This window comes from Streptococcus sp. 79 (assembly GCF_013277425.1).
GTDB classification, from domain to species: Bacteria; Bacillota; Bacilli; order Lactobacillales; family Streptococcaceae; genus Streptococcus; species Streptococcus pseudopneumoniae.
This window is the reverse complement of sequence record NZ_VMMW01000003.1, coordinates 37,956-56,482: the sequence shown is the minus strand read 5'-3', so window position 1 is coordinate 56,482 and position 18,527 is coordinate 37,956. Positions and strand designations below refer to the sequence as shown.

Sequence of the window (18,527 nt, the reverse complement as noted above, 5' to 3'; positions counted from 1 at the left end):
CATGAAACAGCGTGGTAAAAGGATTCGCCCATCTGGTAAAGATTTAGTCTTTCATTTTACGATAGCGTCACTCCTGCCTGTTTTCCTGCTGGTTGTCGGACTGTTTCATGTGAAGACAATCCAGCAGATCAACTGGCAGGATTTTAACCTATCACAAGCAGATAAGATTGACATTCCCTATTTAATTATCAGTTTCAGTGTCGCAATTCTTATCTGCTTGCTGGTAGCGTTTGTATTCAAACGGGTTCGCTATGATACGGTTAAACAACTTTACCACCGTCAAAAACTGGCAAAGATGATACTTGAAAACAAGTGGTATGAATCTGAACAGGTCAAAACAGAGGGTTTCTTTAAAGATAGTGCTGGTCGTACAAAGGAAAAGATAACCTACTTCCCTAAAATGTATTATCGACTTAAAAATGGCTTGATACAGATACGGGTGGAAATCACGCTGGGAAAATATCAAGACCAACTCTTACACTTGGAAAAGAAATTAGAGAGTGGCTTGTACTGTGAGCTGACGGATAAAGAGTTAAAGGATTCCTATGTGGAATATACTTTGCTCTATGACACCATAGCCAGTCGTATTTCTATTGATGAAGTAGAAGCTAAAGATGGTAAACTTCGCTTAATGAAAAACGTATGGTGGGAATATGATAAGCTCCCTCATATGTTGATTGCTGGTGGTACAGGTGGCGGTAAAACTTACTTTATACTGACACTGATTGAAGCCTTGCTTCATACAGATTCAAAACTGTATATTCTTGACCCGAAAAATGCTGACCTTGCGGACTTAGGTTCTGTGATGGCAAATGTCTACTATAGAAAAGAAGACTTGCTTTCTTGCATTGAAACATTCTATGAAGAAATGATGAAACGTAGTGAGGAAATGAAGCAGATGAAGAACTATAAGACTGGCAAAAATTATGCTTACTTAGGTCTCCCGGCACACTTCTTAATCTTTGATGAATACGTCGCTTTCATGGAAATGCTGGGAACAAAAGAAAACACCGCAGTTATGAATAAGCTGAAACAGATTGTCATGTTAGGTCGTCAAGCTGGCTTCTTTCTAATACTGGCTTGTCAACGTCCAGACGCAAAATATTTAGGCGACGGAATCCGTGATCAGTTTAATTTCAGAGTGGCTTTAGGTCGTATGTCTGAAATGGGCTATGGCATGATGTTTGGCAGTGACGTACAAAAGGATTTCTTCTTAAAGCGAATCAAAGGTCGTGGCTATGTTGATGTAGGAACAAGTGTCATATCAGAGTTTTATACTCCCCTTGTACCAAAAGGATATGATTTCTTGGAGGAAATTAAAAAGTTATCCAACAGCAGACAGTCCACGCAGGCGACGTGCGAAGCGGAAGTCGCAGGTGTGGACTGATCTTGCTGGCTGGTGTGGCAATAGCCACGCCAGCACTTAACCCCCCGTATCTAACAGGGGGGTACAAATCGACAGGAAACAGTCAAAAAAACATTAGAAAATCCTTTGGTTACAAGGGATTTACAAAATTTCAGCGTATGTCAAATGGGCTTTAAAAGTTGACATACGCCTTTTTGATTGGAGGGATTTTTACTGAATGAACAAACTTGGTTACAGCATTTAAAAGAAAAACGCTTGGCTTATGGACTATCTCAAAACCGTTTAGCTGTTGCGACTGGTATTACAAGGCAGTATCTAAGCGATATTGAAACAGGAAAAGTCAAGCCATCAGAGGATTTACAGCAGTCCCTTTGGGAAGCTCTGGAACGCTTCAATCCCGACGCTCCCCTTGAAATGCTGTTTGATTATGTAAGGATTCGCTTTCCGACAACAGACGTACAGCAGGTGGTCGAAAACATCTTACAACTGAAACTGTCCTATTTTCTTCATGAGGACTATGGTTTCTATTCTTATTCAGAGCATTATGCTTTAGGCGACATATTCGTCCTTTGCTCCCATGAACTGGACAAAGGAGTTCTGGTGGAATTGAAAGGTCGTGGGTGCAGACAATTTGAAAGCTATCTTCTGGCACAACAAAGAAGCTGGTATGAGTTCTTTATGGACGTTTTGGTGGCTGGCGGTGTGATGAAACGCCTTGACCTTGCCATTAACGATAAGACAGGGATTTTGAATATCCCTGTACTCACTGAAAAGTGCCAACAGGAAGAATGTATCTCCGTCTTCCGCAGTTTTAAAAGCTATCGCAGTGGCGAACTGGTACGCAAAGAGGAAAAGGAATGTATGGGAAACACCCTCTATATCGGTTCATTACAAAGTGAAGTTTATTTCTGTATCTATGAAAAGGACTACGAGCAGTACAAGAAAAATGATATTCCCATTGAAGACGCAGAAGTAAAAAACCGTTTTGAGATTCGATTGAAAAATGAGCGTGCCTATTATGCAGTCCGTGATTTACTCGTCTATGACAATCCAGAGCATACCGCCTTTAAAATTATCAATCGGTATATCCGTTTTGTAGATAAAGACGATTCCAAACCTCGTTCTGATTGGAAACTGAATGAAGAATGGGCTTGGTTTATTGGGAACAATCGTGAACGATTAAAACTAACCACAAAACCAGAGCCTTACTCCTTCCAAAGGACGCTGAACTGGCTATCTCATCAAGTTGCCCCGACCTTAAAGGTTGCGATTAAACTTGATGAAATCAACCAGACGCAGGTTGTAAAAGACATTCTCGACCATGCGAAACTGACAGACCGACACAAGCAGATTTTGAAGCAACAGTCAGTAAAAGAACAGGACGTGATAACAACAAAAAAATAACTCAAATACAAATTCATTGAATATAGAGAGGAGAACATTTTTATGAATTTTGGACAAAACCTTTATAACTGGTTTCTATCAAACGCTCAATCACTGGTGCTTTTAGCAATCGTTGTGATTGGCTTGTATCTTGGCTTCAAGCGTGAGTTTAGCAAACTGATTGGCTTTTTAATTATTGCGATTATTGCGGTTGGCTTAGTCTTCAACGCTGCTGGAGTAAAAGACATTTTACTAGAGCTATTCAATCGCATTATTGGTGCTTAAATAAAACCGTTCTTTTGTGGAATATAAGTGGTTTTCTTATGTTCCGCAAAGGAATGGTACACCAAACGAAGTGCGGTAGGGATTTTTGAATCTCTACAAAGAAAGGACGTGAATATATGGACGATATGCAAGTCTATATTGCGAATTTAGGCAAATACAATGAGGGCGAATTGGTCGGTGCGTGGTTTACCTTTCCCATTGACTTTGAGGAAGTCAAAGAGAAAATCGGCTTGAATGATGAATATGAGGAATACGCCATTCATGACTACGAGTTACCCTTTACGGTTGACGAATACACTTCCATTGGCGAACTCAATCGACTATGGGAAATGGTATCGGAATTACCCGAAGAATTACAATCGGAGCTATCTGCTCTGCTCACTCATTTTTCAAGCATTGAAGAACTAAGCGAACATCAAGAGGATATTATCATTCATTCCGATTGTGATGATATGTATGACGTGGCACGCTACTACATTGAAGAAACGGGTGCTTTAGGCGAAGTACCAGCTAGTCTTCAAAACTATATTGATTATCAAGCCTATGGTCGGGATTTAGACCTTTCAGGAACGTTTATCTCAACCAATCATGGGATTTTTGAAATCGTCTATTAAATCTGTCGGTACATTACTACTGGCAGATTTTCTATTTTACGGGGTGGCTCAATCAGCTACCCCTATTTTTTATGAAAGGATTGATTACATGAAGAAAATACGAAGCTATACCAGTATCTGGTCTGTGGAAAAGGTACTGTATTCTATCAATGATTTTAGACTTCCGTTTCCCATAACCTTTACGCAAATGACATGGTTTGTCGTGTCACTCTTTGCAGTGATGATACTTGGCAACTTGCCCCCTCTTTCCATGATAGAGGGAGCATTTCTCAAATACTTTGGGATTCCTGTGGCTTTCACATGGTTTATGTCTACAAAAACTTTTGATGGTAAAAAGCCTTATGGATTTTTGAAGTCTGTCATTGCTTATGCACTGCGACCAAAGCTGACCTATGCAGGAAAAAAAGTAACGCTTGGCAGAAACCAGCCACAAGAAGCCATTACAGCAGTTAGGAGTGAATTTTATGGCATATCCAATTAAATACATTGAAAACAATCTCGTCTGGAATAAAGACGGGGAATGTTATGCTTACTATGAGCTTGTTCCTTACAATTACTCATTTCTAAGTCCAGAACAGAAAATACAAGTGCATGATTCTTTCAGACAGCTTATCGCACAAAATCGTGATGGCAAAATTCATGCTTTACAAATCAGTACAGAATCCAGCATACGTTCTGCACAAGAGCGTTCCAAAAATGAAGTCACTGGCAAGCTCAAAGCGGTTGCCTATGACAAAATCGACCAACAGACAGACGCTTTAATATCCATGATTGGCGAAAATCAAGTGAACTACCGTTTCTTTATCGGCTTTAAGTTGCTTCTCAACGATCAGGAGTTTTCTATGAAAAGTCTTACCGTTGAAGCAAAAAATGCTTTGTCTGATTTTGTCTATGATGTGAACCATAAGCTGATGGGCGATTTTGTTAGTATGAGTAATGATGAAATCCTGCGTTTTCAGAAGATGGAAAAGCTCTTAGAAAATAAAATCTCTCGTCGTTTCAAAATCCGCAGGTTAGATAAGGACGACTTCGGCTATCTGATTGAACACCTTTACGGACAGACAGGCACTGCCTATGAAGAGTATGAGTACCATCTATCAAAGAAAAAGCTGGATAATGAAACGCTGATTAAATACTATGACTTGATTAAGCCTACTCGCTGTTTGGTGGAAGAAAAACAGCGATATTTGAAAATCCAGCAGGAAGATGAAACCGTCTATGTAGCTTACTTTACCATTAACAGCATTGTCGGAGAACTGGACTTCCCGTCCTCTGAAATCTTCTACTACCAGCAACAGCAATTTACATTCCCGATTGATACGTCAATGAATGTGGAAATTGTAGCGAATCGTAAAGCCCTATCTACTGTCCGCAATAAAAAGAAAGAACTGAAAGACTTGGATAACCACGCTTGGCAAAGTGATAATGAAACCAGCTCCAATGTGGCGGAAGCTCTGGAAAGTGTGAATGAGCTGGAAACCAATTTAGACCAAAGCAAGGAATCTATGTACAAGCTGTCTTATGTGGTAAGGGTATCAGCAAATGATCTTGACGAACTCAAACGTCGTTGTAATGAAGTGAAAGATTTTTATGACGATTTAAGCGTAAAACTGGTACGACCATTTGGGGATATGCTCGGCTTACATGAAGAATTTTTACCTGCCAGCAAGCGTTATATGAATGATTATATTCAATACGTGACCTCTGATTTCCTCGCTGGTTTAGGTTTTGGTGCTACTCAAATGCTGGGGGAAAATGAGGGGATTTATGTTGGCTACAGCTTAGATACTGGACGCAATGTCTATCTGAAACCTGCTCTTGCCAGTCAAGGGGTTAAGGGTTCAGTAACCAATGCGTTAGCGTCGGCTTTTGTTGGTTCGCTGGGTGGTGGTAAATCCTTTGCGAATAACCTTATCGTCTATTATGCGGTGCTTTATGGGGCACAAGCAGTGATTGTAGACCCAAAAGCAGAACGTGGCAGATGGAAAGAAACCTTGCCAGAGATTTCCCATGAAATCAATATCGTCACTCTGACTTCTGATGAGAAAAACAAAGGCTTACTTGACCCTTATGTGATTATGAAAAATCCCAAAGATTCTGAATCACTGGCTATTGATATTCTGACATTCCTTACGGGGATTTCCTCTCGTGATGGGGAACGCTTCCCAATCCTTAGAAAAGCCATTCGTGCAGTAACCAATAGTGAAGTACGAGGGTTGATGAAAGTGATTGAGGAATTACGGGTTGAGAATACGCCACTAAGTACCAGTATAGCCGACCATATCGAAAGTTTTACAGACTATGACTTTGCACATTTATTATTCAGTAATGGTTATGTGGAGCAGTCTATCAGCTTAGAAAAACAACTGAACATTATACAGGTTGCGGACTTGGTACTTCCCGACAAGGAAACTTCCTTTGAGGAATATACCACTATGGAGCTTTTATCCGTTGCTATGCTGATTGTCATTAGTACCTTTGCTTTAGACTTTATCCATACAGACCGAAGCATTTTCAAGATTGTAGATTTAGACGAAGCATGGAGCTTTTTACAGGTAGCACAAGGAAAAACACTATCTATGAAGCTGGTTCGGGCTGGTCGTGCTATGAACGCTGGGGTATATTTCGTGACCCAAAATACAGACGACCTCTTAGATGAAAAACTGAAAAATAACCTCGGCTTAAAATTTGCATTTCGTTCCACTGACCTTAACGAGATTAAAAAGACCTTAGCCTTTTTTGGTGTAGACCCAGAGGACGAAAACAATCAGAAGCGATTGCGTGATTTGGAAAACGGGCAATGCCTTATCAGTGATTTATATGGTCGTGTCGGTGTGATACAGTTCCACCCTGTATTTGAAGAACTGCTCCATGCCTTTGATACCAGACCACCTGTGCGAAAAGAGGTGTAAATGTGAAACCATCAATAGTAAACAGAATAAAATCAAACTGGACGCTGAAACGTCTAGGTAAAGTGGCAATGACAGTGGCTTTCACACTTGTGATTGCCATTTTTCTTTTAGCCATGCTGGGAACGGTGGTTCAAGCTGCGGGCTTGGTAGATGATACGGTCAATGTGGCAAATGAATACAGCCGATACCCACTTGAAAACTATCAACTGGATTTTTATGTGGATAATAGCTGGGGCTGGCTTCCGTGGAACTGGTCGGACGGGATTGGAAAACAGGTCATGTATGGACTATATGCCATTACCAATTTTATTTGGACAATCAGTTTGTATGTTTCCAATGCGACAGGTTACTTAGTACAGGAAGCCTATTCCTTAGACTTCATTTCCGCTACAGCAGATTCCATTGGTAAGAATATGCAGACCTTAGCTGGTGTGAGTGCAAACGGATTTTCAACAGAGGGTTTCTATGTTGGATTCCTCTTACTCTTGATTTTGGTTCTTGGGGTTTATGTTGCCTATACGGGACTGATAAAGAGAGAAACCACAAAGGCAATTCATGCCATTATGAATTTTGTGCTGGTGTTTATCCTATCGGCTTCCTTTATTGCCTACGCTCCCGACTACATTAAAAAAATCAATGACTTTTCATCAGACATCAGTAATGCCAGTTTATCACTTGGCACGAAGATTGTCATGCCCCATTCCGATAGTCAAGGCAAGGACAGCGTGGACTTAATCAGAGATAGCCTGTTTTCCATACAGGTTCAGCAACCGTGGCTACTGCTTCAATACAACAGTTCAGACATTGAAAGTATCGGTATTGACCGTGTGGAAAGCCTGCTCTCCACCAGCCCAGATTCCAACAATGGCGAAGACAGAGAAAAAATTGTTGCGGAAGAAATTGAAGACAGAAGCAATACCAATCTAACCATTACAAAGACCATTAACCGTTTAGGTACAGTCTTCTTCCTATTTGTCTTCAATATTGGGATTTCCATATTTGTATTCCTATTAACAGGAATCATGATTTTCTCGCAGGTACTTTTTATCATCTATGCTATGTTTCTGCCTGTGAGCTTTATTTTAAGCATGATTCCATCATTTGATGGTATGTCAAAACGAGCCATAACAAAGCTCTTTAATACCATTTTGACACGAGCTGGAATCACATTGATTATTACGACAGCATTTAGTATTTCAACCATGCTCTATACCTTATCGGCTGGTTATCCGTTCTTTTTGATTGCTTTTCTACAGATTGTGACCTTTGCAGGAATCTACTTCAAGCTGGGCGATTTAATGAGTATGTTTTCTCTACAGAGTAACGATTCTCAAAGTGTGGGAAGTCGTGTGATGAGAAAACCTCGTATGCTTATGCACGCTCACATGCACCGTCTACAGCGGAAACTTGGACGTTCCATGACTACTCTAGGGGCTGGGTCTGCCATTGTTACAGGTAAAAAAGGACAGTCGGGTTCGGGGAGTTCTGCAAGGACACAAGCAGATCACTCCCGACCAGACGGAAAGGAAAAATCAACACTTGGAAAACGTATCGGTCAAACCATCGGTACAGTAGCTGATACCAAAGACAGAATGGTAGACACTGCTAGTGGTTTGAAAGAACAGGTTAAAGATTTGCCGACCAATGCAAGATATGCAGTATATCAAGGAAAATCCAAAGTAAAAGAGAATGTCCGTGATTTAACCAGTAGTATTTCTCAAACCAAAGCGGACAGAGCCAGTGGACGCAAGGAACAGCAGGAACAAAGGCGAAAAACCATTGCGAAGCGTCGCTCTGAAATGGAACAGGTCAAACAGAAAAAACAGCCTGCTTCTTCTGTTCATGAAAGACCGACTACAAGACAAGAACAATATCATGATGAACAGACCTCAAAACAGTCTAATATTCAGACTTCATATAAGGAATCTCAACAAGCCAAACAAGAGCGTCCAGCAGTTAAGTCCGATTTTTCAAGTCCAAAAGTGGAACGCCAAGGCAATACCGTTCAAGAAAAAACCGTTCAAAAGCCAGCAACTTCAACCACTACAGCAGATAGAACTTCACAACGTCCAATCACAAAAGAACGTCCGTCTACTGTTCAAAGAGTACCACTACAAAATACAAGAAGTAGACCACCAATCAAAACCGCCACCATTAAGAAAGTCGGTAAGAAACCATGAAGTTGAAAACTTTAGTGATTGGTGGTTCTGGATTATTCTTGATGGTCTTCTCACTGCTTCTGTTTGTTGCCATTTTATTTTCAGATGAACAGGACAGCGGAATTTCCAATATTCATTATGGAGGTGTGAATGTTTCCGCAGAAGTGCTGGCTCATAAGCCTATGGTAGAAAAATATGCCAAAGAATATGGCGTTGAAGAATATGTCAACATACTTCTTGCGATTATACAGGTGGAATCGGGCGGTACTGCGGAAGATGTTATGCAGTCCTCGGAATCCCTCGGTCTTCCACCTAATTCATTGAGTACAGAAGAATCCATTAAGCAAGGTGTGAAGTATTTCAGTGAATTATTAGCCAGTAGCGAAAGGCTCAGTGTAGATTTAGAATCGGTTATCCAGTCCTACAATTATGGTGGTGGTTTCTTAGGGTATGTGGCTAATCGTGGAAATAAATATACCTTTGAACTGGCTCAAAGTTTCTCAAAAGAGTATTCAGGTGGCGAAAAAGTGTCTTACCCCAATCCCATAGCCATACCTATCAATGGGGGCTGGCGATACAACTATGGCAATATGTTTTATGTGCAACTGGTAACGCAGTATCTTGTCACAACAGAGTTTGATGATGATACGGTACAAGCCATCATGGACGAAGCACTGAAATATGAGGGCTGGCGATACGTTTACGGTGGAGCTTCCCCGACTACTTCTTTTGATTGTAGCGGACTGACACAATGGACGTATGGAAAAGCTGGAATTAACTTACCACGAACCGCACAACAGCAATATGATGTGACCCAGCATATCCCACTATCGGAAGCACAAGCTGGCGATTTGGTTTTCTTTCATTCTACCTATAACGCTGGCTCTTATATTACTCATGTTGGGATATACCTTGGCAATAACCGTATGTTTCATGCAGGCGACCCAATCGGTTATGCCGACTTAACAAGCCCCTACTGGCAACAGCATTTAGTGGGAGCAGGACGAATCAAACAATGAGAAAGGAAGATTTAATGATGAAATTTAGAAAAAATCAGAATAAAGAAAAACAGATACCAAAGGAAAAGAAACCTCGTGTCTACTATAAGGTCAATCCTCATAAAAAGGTTGTGATTGCCTTGTGGGTACTTTTAGGGCTTAGTTTCAGCTTTGCGATATTCAAGCACTTTACAGCTATAGATACTCATACTATTCACGAAACAACTATCATAGAAAAGGAATACGTTGATACTCATCATGTAGAAAATTTTGTAGAGAACTTTGCGAAAGTCTACTATTCATGGGAGCAATCCGATAAGTCCATTGATAATCGAATGGAAAGTCTAAAAGGCTATCTGACAGATGAACTTCAAGCTCTCAATGTTGATACAGTACGCAAAGATATTCCTGTATCGTCTTCTGTAAGAGGATTTCAGATATGGACGGTAGAGCCAACTGGCGACAATGAGTTTAATGTAACCTACAGTGTAGACCAGCTCATTACAGAGGGAGAAAATACAAAGACCGTCCACTCTGCTTATATAGTGAGTGTCTATGTAGATGGTTCTGGAAATATGGTACTGGTTAAGAATCCGACCATTACCAACATACCTAAGAAATCAAGTTATAAACCAAAAGCCATTGAAAGTGAGGGGACGGTTGATTCCATTACAACCAATGAAATCAATGAGTTTTTAACGACGTTCTTCAAGCTCTATCCTACAGCGACAGCCAGTGAACTTTCCTACTATGTGAATGACGGGATATTAAAACCAATCGGAAAAGAGTACATCTTTCAAGAACTGGTAAATCCTATTCACAATCGTAAGGATAATCAAGTCACGGTATCGCTGACAGTGGAGTATATCGACCAGCAGACCAAAGCAACGCAGGTATCTCAATTTGATTTGGTACTTGAAAAGAACGGGAGTAATTGGAAGATTATAGAATAACAAATATTGGTACATTATTACAGCTATTTTGTAATCACGTACTCTCTTTGATAAAAAATTGGAGATTCCTTTACAAATATGCTCTTACGTGCTATAATTTAAGTATCTATTTAAAAGGAGTTAATAAATATGCGGCAAGGTATTCTTAAATAAACTGTCAATTTGATAGCGGGAACAAATAATTAGATGTCCTTTTTTAGGAGGGCTTAGTTTTTTGTACCCAGTTTAAGAATACCTTTATCATGTGATTCTAAAGTATCCAGAGAATATCTGTATGCTTTGTATACCTATGGTTATGCATAAAAATCCCAGTGATAAAAGTATTTATCACTGGGATTTTTATGCCCTTTTGGGTTTTTGAATGGAGGAAAATCACATGAAAATTATTAATATTGGAGTTTTAGCTCATGTTGATGCAGGAAAAACTACCTTAACAGAAAGCTTATTATATAACAGTGGAGCGATTACAGAATTAGGAAGCGTGGACAAAGGTACAACGAGGACGGATAATACGCTTTTAGAACGTCAGAGAGGAATTACAATTCAGACAGGAATAACCTCTTTTCAGTGGGAAAATACGAAGGTGAACATCATAGACACGCCAGGACATATGGATTTCTTAGCAGAAGTATATCGTTCATTATCAGTTTTAGATGGGGCAATTCTACTGATTTCTGCAAAAGATGGCGTACAAGCACAAACTCGTATATTATTTCATGCACTTAGGAAAATGGGGATTCCCACAATCTTTTTTATCAATAAGATTGACCAAAATGGAATTGATTTATCAACGGTTTATCAGGATATTAAAGAGAAACTTTCTGCCGAAATTGTAATCAAACAGAAGGTAGAACTGTATCCTAATATGTGTGTGACGAACTTTACCGAATCTGAACAATGGGATACGGTAATAGAGGGAAACGATGACCTTTTAGAGAAATATATGTCCGGTAAATCATTAGAAGCATTGGAACTCGAACAAGAGGAAAGCATAAGATTTCAGAATTGTTCTCTGTTCCCTGTTTATCACGGAAGTGCAAAAAGTAATATAGGGATTGATAACCTTATAGAAGTTATTACTAATAAATTTTATTCATCAACACATCGAGGTCCGTCTGAACTTTGCGGAAATGTTTTCAAAATTGAGTATTCGGAAAAAAGACAGCGTCTTGCATATATACGTCTTTATAGTGGCGTACTGCATTTGCGAGATTCGGTTAGAATATCGGAAAAGGAAAAAATAAAAATTACAGAAATGTATACTTCAATAAATGGTGAATTATGTAAAATCGATAAGGCTTATTCCGGGGAAATTGTTATTTTGCAGAATGAGTTTTTGAAGTTAAATAGTGTTCTTGGAGATACAAAGCTATTGCCACAGAGAGAGAGAATTGAAAATCCCCTCCCTCTGCTGCAAACGACTGTTGAACCGAGCAAACCTCAACAAAGGGAAATGTTACTTGATGCACTTTTAGAAATCTCCGACAGTGACCCGCTTCTGCGATATTATGTGGATTCTGCGACACATGAAATCATACTTTCTTTCTTAGGGAAAGTACAAATGGAAGTGACTTGTGCTCTGCTGCAAGAAAAGTATCATGTGGAGATAGAAATAAAAGAGCCTACAGTCATTTATATGGAAAGACCGTTAAAAAAAGCAGAGTATACCATTCACATCGAAGTTCTACCGAATCCTTTCTGGGCTTCCATTGGTCTATCTGTAGCACAGCTTCCATTAGGGAGCGGAGTACAGTATGAGAGCTCGGTTTCTCTTGGATACTTAAATCAATCGTTTCAAAATGCAGTTATGGAGGGGATACGCTATGGCTGTGAACAAGGATTGTATGGTTGGAATGTGACGGACTGTAAAATCTGTTTTAAGTATGGCTTATACTATAGCCCTGTTAGTACCCCAGCAGATTTTCGGATGCTTGCTCCTATTGTATTGGAACAAGTCTTAAAAAAAGCTGGAACAGAATTGTTAGAGCCATATCTTAGTTTTAAAATTTATGCGCCACAGGAATATCTTTCACGAGCATACAACGATGCTCCTAAATATTGTGCGAACATCGTAGACACTCAATTGAAAAATAATGAGGTCATTCTTAGTGGAGAAATCCCTGCTCGGTGTATTCAAGAATATCGTAGTGATTTAACTTTCTTTACAAATGGACGTAGTGTTTGTTTAACAGAGTTAAAAGGGTACCATGTTACTACCGGTGAACCTGTTTGCCAGCCCCGTCGTCCAAATAGTCGGATAGATAAAGTACGATATATGTTCAATAAAATAACTTAGTGTATTTTATGTTGTTATATAAATATGGTTTCTTGTTAAATAAGATGAAATATTTTTTAATAAAGATTTGAATTAAAGTGTAAAGGAGGAGATAGTTATTATAAACTACAAGTGGATATTGTGTCCTGTATGTGGAAATAAAACACGATTAAAGATAAGGGAAGATACTGAATTAAAAAAATTCCCCCTCTATTGTCCGAAATGCAGACAAGAAAATTTAATTGAAATAAAGCAGTTCAAAGTAACTGTGATTACAGAGCCAGACGCAAAGACGCAGAGCCGATAAAATGAGATTAATACAATCTCATTTTATCGGCTCTTTCCGTTATGTATGGATTCTTTTAATTAGTCTTCGATGTTTCTTGCTTCGTTGATACCGCTGGCTAAAGATTCCATTAAGGATAGTTCTTTGTCTGTAAAGCTATCCATGTATTTCTCTATCTGTAATCGTCGGGTGCTTTTTACCAAGTTATTAGCAGGTAAGAAAAATTCATCAACGGAAACATGAAGTAACGATACAAGGTCATAAAGAACTTGTATGCTGGGGTGTTGCCCTTTATTTTCAATATTAGTTAAGTACCGTGGGTCAATTTCAATCAATGCTCCCACTTGTTCACGAGTTAAACCTCGTTTCAATCGAGCTTCTTTAATGGCTAAACCAAAGGCTCTAAAATCATATTTATCTTCTTTTTTACGCATAGTAGACCACCTCTATACATTTTATTGTCCCTACTGAATTAAAAACAGGTATAGAAAAACGTGTTATATGGTTTATAGGTTTATATTTAATAAAAAGCACTACTAAACGCCAATAAAAAAAACCGTTATATGGTAGTGCTATTTACGCTGTTAAAATATTGTATATTACTTCCAAATGGCGGTTTGTTGGAGGTCAACGTCGCCATGAAGTACATCATATACAATAAATTTCCTTACATTGGGTTCTTGTCAAAAAAAGTCGTCTATCTGCAATAGATAAGTACGTCCACCAATGTGGTTTTATAAATCATATAGATAGAATAACAGAAGCATGTAAACAGAGAAATAAATCTGTTTATATGCTTTTTTGGCTATTCAGAACTTTTTTACAAAGTTTATTTATCAGTAATGCAACAAATCCCCCTTTCACATTGGGACTAAGAGTGAAAGGAGATAAACGAGCAAGGCTCACTTCCTTTCCTAGACAGAAAGGGGGTGAGAAACATGAAACCATCTTCTTTTCAGACCACAATAGAAAATCAGTTTGACTATATCTGTAAACGTGCTATGGAAGACGAGCGAAAGAATTATATGCTTTATCTTTCAAGGATTGCAAAGCGTGAGGTGTCCTTTTCGGATGTTGGCGATTATCTTGTTAGCCAGTTTGCGACAACAGATAACTATTCAACTGACTTTCAGATTTTTACACTCAATGGGTTATCAGTAGGCGTTGAAAATGATTTGTTGAGTGAAGCATTACGTGAGTTGCCAGACAAGAAACGTGAAATTCTACTGCTGTTTTACTTTATGGACATGAGCGATTCAGAAATTGCAGACCTGTTGAAATTGAACCGTTCTACTGTCTATCGGCATAGAACCAGTGGACTAGCCTTAATTAAAAAGTTTATGGAGGAATTTGAAGAATGAAAACACAATATCCTATGATTCCCTTTCCTCTCATTGTAAAGGCAACAGATGGCGATACCGAAGCGATTAACCAGATTCTACATCATTACAGAGGGTACATAACGAAGCGTTCCCTACGACTTATGAAAGATGAATATGGCAATCAAAGTATGGTCGTTGATGAAGTCTTACGTGGAAGAATGGAAACCAGACTGATTACAAAGATTTTGTCATTTGAAATTAAGTAATATCCTCTCTCCTTTCGTGGAAGCGTGCTAAACCATTCCACGCTTCCCGAACAGGGAGGTTTGTTATTCCACCAAAGCATATTGAGCTTTCAATGTGTTTTGATAGGCTAACGAGCCATTGTTCTTTGAAAACTGAATAAAAGTAATCGAATACGTTTCGATAAGAAAAGAGCCAACGGAACTAACCGCCATGACCTATCTTATAAAGATAGCGAGCGATTCATGTTAGTGATCCGAGAAGCAATCTTTAGCAGGATTGCCTGCAACGACATTCTTATCGTGATAATGATACTCCCATACAGTCAATAGTCCGAGCGTGATAAAACCGTCGCAGGCAATGAGTATGGCTACATGAGAACCATGCAGGGGTGGAACTCCCGTGAGCTTTGCTAAAGCTGTTCGATTGCTGGTAAAACAACTTTTATGAAATCCAAATAAGTGATTTGGAAAGGAGGATTTTATGAAGCAGACTGACATTCCTATTTGGGAACGTTATACCCTAACCATTGAAGAAGCGTCAAAATATTTTCGTATTGGCGAAAACAAGCTACGACGCTTGGCAGAGGAAAATAAAAATGCAAATTGGCTGATTATGAATGGCAATCGTATTCAGATTAAACGAAAACAATTTGAAAAAATTATAGATACATTGGACGCAATCTAGCGTCGCCAAAGGGTCTTGTATATGATAAAATAGTATTAAGTCGTATCAAGGCTCTTTCCATAAAGGAAAGGAGCAAATGCCATGTCAGAAAAAAGACGTGACAATAAAGGTCGAATCTTAAAGACTGGAGAGAGCCAACGAAAAGACGGAAGATACTTATACAAATATATAGATTCATTTGGAGAACCGCAATTTGTTTACTCGTGGAAACTTGTGGCTACAGACCGAGTACCAGCAGGAAAGCGTGATTGTATCTCACTTAGAGAGAAAATCGCAGAGTTACAGAAAGACATTCATGATGGTATTGATGTTGTAGGAAAGAAAATGACACTCTGCCAGCTTTACGCAAAACAGAACGCTCAAAGACCAAAGGTTAGAAAAAACACTGAAACTGGACGCAAATATCTTATGGATATTTTGAAGAAAGACAAGTTAGGTGTAAGAAGTATTGACAGTATTAAGCCATCAGACGCTAAAGAATGGGCTATTAGAATGAGTGAAAATGGTTATGCTTATCAAACCATCAATAACTACAAACGTTCTTTAAAGGCTTCATTCTATATTGCTATACAAGATGATTGTGTTCGGAAGAATCCATTTGACTTTCAACTGAAAGCAGTTCTTGATGATGATACTGTCCCTAAGACCGTACTAACAGAAGAACAGGAAGAAAAACTGTTAGCCTTTGCAAAAGCTGATAAAACCTACAGCAAAAATTATGATGAAATTCTGATACTCTTAAAAACAGGTCTTCGTATTTCAGAGTTTGGTGGTTTGACACTTCCAGATTTAGATTTTGAGAATCGTCTTGTCAATATAGACCATCAGCTATTGAGAGATACTGAAATTGGGTACTACATTGAAACACCAAAGACCAAAAGTGGCGAACGTCAAGTTCCTATGGTTGAAGAAGCCTATCAAGCATTTAAGCGAGTGTTAGCGAATCGAAAGAATGATAAGCGTGTTGAGATTGATGGATATAGTGATTTCCTCTTTCTTAATAGAAAGAACTATCCAAAAGTGGCAAGTGATTACAACGGCATGATGAAAGGTCTTGTTAAGAAATACAATAAGTATAACGAGGATAAATTGCCACACATCACTCCACATAGTTTGCGACATACATTCTGTACCAACTATGCAAATGCAGGAATGAATCCAAAGGCATTACAGTACATTATGGGACATGCTAATATAGCCATGACGCTGAACTATTACGCACATGCAACATTCGATTCTGCAATGGCAGAAATGAAACGCTTGAATAAAGAGAAGCAACAGGAGCGTCTTGTTGCTTAGTAGTACAAATGAATTTACTACTTATTTACCACTTCTGACAGCTAAGACATGAGGAAATATGCAAAGAAACGTGAAGTATCTTCCTACAGTAAAAATACTCGAAAGCACATAGAATAAGGCTTTACGAGCATTTAAGAAAATATAAAAAGATAATTAGAAATTTATACTTTGTTTTACATTAAAAATAGTATCATAATACCCTTTAGCAATCATATAAATGATTTTAAGATAAGCTTGAGATTCTGGCAATTCTCGTTTTTCAATCTGAAAGATAAAATAATCTGCTTTTAATTTATCCTTTTCCTCTATTGCTTTAAAGAGTCCATTCATCAAAATGGTATCAATACCAGCTTTGTTACTAGGTAAAGAGCCTAATAAATCCGTCTTTTGTAACATCTCCCTAGAATATTTAAAGTAGAGGGGCAGAGGAAACAAAGTAGAAATCGTTGAAAATAGTTCTAATTCATAATTTCCCCAGATATCAATAGTAAAAAAATAGTCATAGAGAAAAGTCAGTTCTTCATCCGTTGCCCTTATTTTTGAATCAAAAAATACGAGAAGGCTTTTGATACGAATCATTTGTAAAAGATAGCTTGTTTCACCACTTGATCTATACTTTTGAGTCGTCTCTTCATACAAGGAATGGAGAGAATCAATCCCTTCTCTATCATATAGTTCCCAGAGATTTTCTTGAAAAGCCAAAGCCTTTTTCTGAGAAAAACCACGTACCAAGTACATAAATTCATTCAAATCAGAGTGGATGTTATCTAAGGCAGTAATCAATTTCATAGAGGATAAATCTGCTTCTCCACGCTCAAATTTGCTCAGCATGGAATAAGTAAACTCTCCTCCCGTCGCCTCCTGTAGAGATACATTCCGACTCTTTCTCAATTCTTTAAAAACTTCTCCCAGATTTTGCATATTGACTCCCCACAATTCTTAACTCTCTTACTCATAAAAGTAACAATCGATAGTAGCTAGTACAGAGAATTTTAAGTCTTGACTATAACGACAACTCCTATGAATGATGTACAGATTGCCTAACTCTTTTTTATTTATGGCTCAATTTCTTAGTCAAGAAGTCTCCCAAGAATTGGATTGCAAAGATAATCAAAATGATAATGATGGTTGCCAAGATAGTCACATCGTGATTGTAGCGGTTAAATCCATAAGCGATGGCTACGTTACCAATACCACCAGCTCCAACTGCCCCCGCCATAGCTGTTTCCCCAACAAGGGAAATCAAGGTCACAGTCGTCACACGAATCAAATCTGGAAGACCTTCTGATAGGTAAACACCCACGATATCCCAGAATGTCGCTCCGCTCGCTTGAGCTGCCTCAATGACACCGCCATCCAATTCAGCCAAGACAACCTGCACCTGACGGGCAAAGAAGGCAAAGACTGCAAAAGATAGGGGTACGATAGCCGCATTTGGACCAATGCTTGTTCCTACGATTAGATGAGAGAAGGGTGACAAGACTGCCAAGAGGATGATAAAGGGAATCGCACGAAAAATTGAGGTAATCTTATCCAAAATCCAAAAAACAACTTTATTTTCCAAAACACCACCCGGCGCTGTCAAGACAAGGAAAAGACCTGCCACCAGTCCCAAGAACCCTCCGATGATGAAAGAAAGAGCTGTCATATAAAGAGTTAGATAGATGGCTGTTCCCCAGCCTGCTTGACCAGCCCAGCCCATTTTATAGACATTTGGCAAATAGGTTTGAATCAATGATTCCATC

21 protein-coding genes are annotated in these 18,527 nt (G+C 38.9%); 17 read left to right on the top strand and 4 right to left on the bottom strand.

Annotated elements, in window-relative coordinates; all coding sequences use genetic code 11:
* Position 1: 1 nt before the first annotated feature.
* The 13 genes from HT729_RS01395 to HT729_RS01335 all read left to right on the top strand — a co-directional run bounded on the left by HT729_RS01395 (position 2) and on the right by HT729_RS01335 (position 13,252).
* Positions 2-1,387: an FtsK/SpoIIIE domain-containing protein gene (locus HT729_RS01395; protein ID WP_000813488.1), complete on the top strand. Its 1,386-nt coding sequence runs from the start codon at positions 2-4 to the stop codon at positions 1,385-1,387.
* A 2-nt stretch (positions 1,388-1,389) separates the two neighbouring features.
* Positions 1,390-1,542, top strand: a complete 153-nt coding sequence (locus tag HT729_RS01390) for a hypothetical protein (RefSeq protein ID WP_000879507.1) — start codon at positions 1,390-1,392, stop codon at positions 1,540-1,542.
* Positions 1,543-1,564: 22 nt separating this feature from the next.
* Positions 1,565-2,770 (top strand): MobT family relaxase, encoded by a 1,206-nt coding sequence (mobT, locus tag HT729_RS01385; RefSeq protein WP_000398284.1) that lies wholly within the window; start codon positions 1,565-1,567, stop codon positions 2,768-2,770.
* A gap of 42 nt (positions 2,771-2,812) precedes the next feature.
* Positions 2,813-3,034, top strand: a complete 222-nt coding sequence (locus HT729_RS01380; RefSeq protein WP_001009056.1) for a hypothetical protein — start codon at positions 2,813-2,815, stop codon at positions 3,032-3,034.
* A 116-nt stretch (positions 3,035-3,150) separates the two neighbouring features.
* Complete coding sequence (locus HT729_RS01375) at positions 3,151-3,648, top strand: antirestriction protein ArdA (protein WP_000342539.1); 498 nt, start codon at positions 3,151-3,153, stop codon at positions 3,646-3,648.
* A gap of 88 nt (positions 3,649-3,736) precedes the next feature.
* On the top strand, positions 3,737-4,129 hold the full coding sequence (locus tag HT729_RS01370; protein ID WP_000723888.1) for a conjugal transfer protein: 393 nt from the start codon (positions 3,737-3,739) through the stop codon (positions 4,127-4,129).
* Positions 4,113-6,560: an ATP-binding protein gene (locus HT729_RS01365; RefSeq protein ID WP_000331160.1), complete on the top strand. Its 2,448-nt coding sequence runs from the start codon at positions 4,113-4,115 to the stop codon at positions 6,558-6,560. Before HT729_RS01370 ends, HT729_RS01365 begins: the two co-directional genes overlap by 17 nt.
* A gap of 2 nt (positions 6,561-6,562) precedes the next feature.
* A complete protein-coding gene (locus HT729_RS01360) occupies positions 6,563-8,740 on the top strand; it encodes a membrane protein (protein ID WP_000804748.1) in 2,178 nt (725 codons plus the stop codon).
* Entirely contained in the window at positions 8,737-9,738 is a 1,002-nt protein-coding gene (locus tag HT729_RS01355) for a bifunctional lysozyme/C40 family peptidase (RefSeq protein WP_000769868.1), read from the top strand. The genes HT729_RS01360 and HT729_RS01355 overlap by 4 nt, the downstream gene beginning before the upstream one ends.
* A complete protein-coding gene (locus tag HT729_RS01350; protein WP_001224320.1) occupies positions 9,735-10,670 on the top strand; it encodes a conjugal transfer protein in 936 nt (311 codons plus the stop codon). Before HT729_RS01355 ends, HT729_RS01350 begins: the two co-directional genes overlap by 4 nt.
* Before the next feature lie 244 nt (positions 10,671-10,914).
* Positions 10,915-11,031, top strand: coding sequence for a tetracycline resistance determinant leader peptide (locus HT729_RS01345; protein ID WP_001791010.1), 117 nt, complete (start codon positions 10,915-10,917; stop codon positions 11,029-11,031).
* A gap of 15 nt (positions 11,032-11,046) precedes the next feature.
* Positions 11,047-12,966 carry a tetracycline resistance ribosomal protection protein Tet(M) gene (gene tet(M) / locus HT729_RS01340; protein WP_172931580.1) on the top strand — a complete coding sequence of 640 codons (1,920 nt, stop codon included), beginning with the start codon at positions 11,047-11,049 and terminating at the stop codon, positions 12,964-12,966.
* A gap of 118 nt (positions 12,967-13,084) precedes the next feature.
* Positions 13,085-13,252: a cysteine-rich KTR domain-containing protein gene (locus tag HT729_RS01335; protein WP_000336323.1), complete on the top strand. Its 168-nt coding sequence runs from the start codon at positions 13,085-13,087 to the stop codon at positions 13,250-13,252.
* A 59-nt stretch (positions 13,253-13,311) separates the two neighbouring features.
* Here HT729_RS01335 and HT729_RS01330 read toward each other — a convergent pair whose 3' ends face one another.
* Entirely contained in the window at positions 13,312-13,665 is a 354-nt protein-coding gene (locus tag HT729_RS01330) for a helix-turn-helix transcriptional regulator (protein WP_001227347.1), read from the bottom strand.
* Between the two features lie 504 nt (positions 13,666-14,169).
* Between HT729_RS01330 and HT729_RS01325 the strand changes: the two genes are divergently transcribed.
* Both HT729_RS01325 and HT729_RS01320 read left to right on the top strand, forming a co-directional pair.
* Positions 14,170-14,592, top strand: a complete 423-nt coding sequence (locus HT729_RS01325) for a sigma-70 family RNA polymerase sigma factor (protein WP_000804885.1) — start codon at positions 14,170-14,172, stop codon at positions 14,590-14,592.
* Positions 14,589-14,819: a helix-turn-helix domain-containing protein gene (locus tag HT729_RS01320; protein ID WP_000857133.1), complete on the top strand. Its 231-nt coding sequence runs from the start codon at positions 14,589-14,591 to the stop codon at positions 14,817-14,819. The genes HT729_RS01325 and HT729_RS01320 overlap by 4 nt, the downstream gene beginning before the upstream one ends.
* 225 nt (positions 14,820-15,044) lie before the next feature.
* On the opposite strand, the gene HT729_RS11855 is transcribed toward HT729_RS01320, so the two are convergent.
* Entirely contained in the window at positions 15,045-15,296 is a 252-nt protein-coding gene (locus tag HT729_RS11855) for a hypothetical protein (protein WP_001845478.1), read from the bottom strand.
* Here HT729_RS11855 and HT729_RS01315 point away from each other — a divergent pair.
* Both HT729_RS01315 and HT729_RS01310 read left to right on the top strand, forming a co-directional pair.
* Positions 15,280-15,483, top strand: coding sequence for an excisionase (locus HT729_RS01315; RefSeq protein WP_000814511.1), 204 nt, complete (start codon positions 15,280-15,282; stop codon positions 15,481-15,483). The genes HT729_RS11855 and HT729_RS01315 overlap by 17 nt on opposite strands.
* Before the next feature lie 81 nt (positions 15,484-15,564).
* Positions 15,565-16,782 (top strand): tyrosine-type recombinase/integrase, encoded by a 1,218-nt coding sequence (locus tag HT729_RS01310; protein WP_001291561.1) that lies wholly within the window; start codon positions 15,565-15,567, stop codon positions 16,780-16,782.
* Positions 16,783-16,935: 153 nt separating this feature from the next.
* Here the strand turns inward: HT729_RS01310 and HT729_RS01305 are convergent, their stop codons facing one another.
* Together HT729_RS01305 and HT729_RS01300 are read right to left on the bottom strand one after the other, a co-directional pair.
* On the bottom strand, positions 16,936-17,703 hold the full coding sequence (locus tag HT729_RS01305; RefSeq protein WP_172931579.1) for an Rgg/GadR/MutR family transcriptional regulator: 768 nt from the start codon (positions 17,701-17,703) through the stop codon (positions 16,936-16,938).
* Positions 17,704-17,833: 130 nt separating this feature from the next.
* Positions 17,834-18,526 carry a methionine ABC transporter permease gene (locus HT729_RS01300; protein WP_172931578.1) on the bottom strand — a complete coding sequence of 231 codons (693 nt, stop codon included), beginning with the start codon at positions 18,524-18,526 and terminating at the stop codon, positions 17,834-17,836.
* Between the last annotated feature and the right edge of the window lies 1 nt (position 18,527).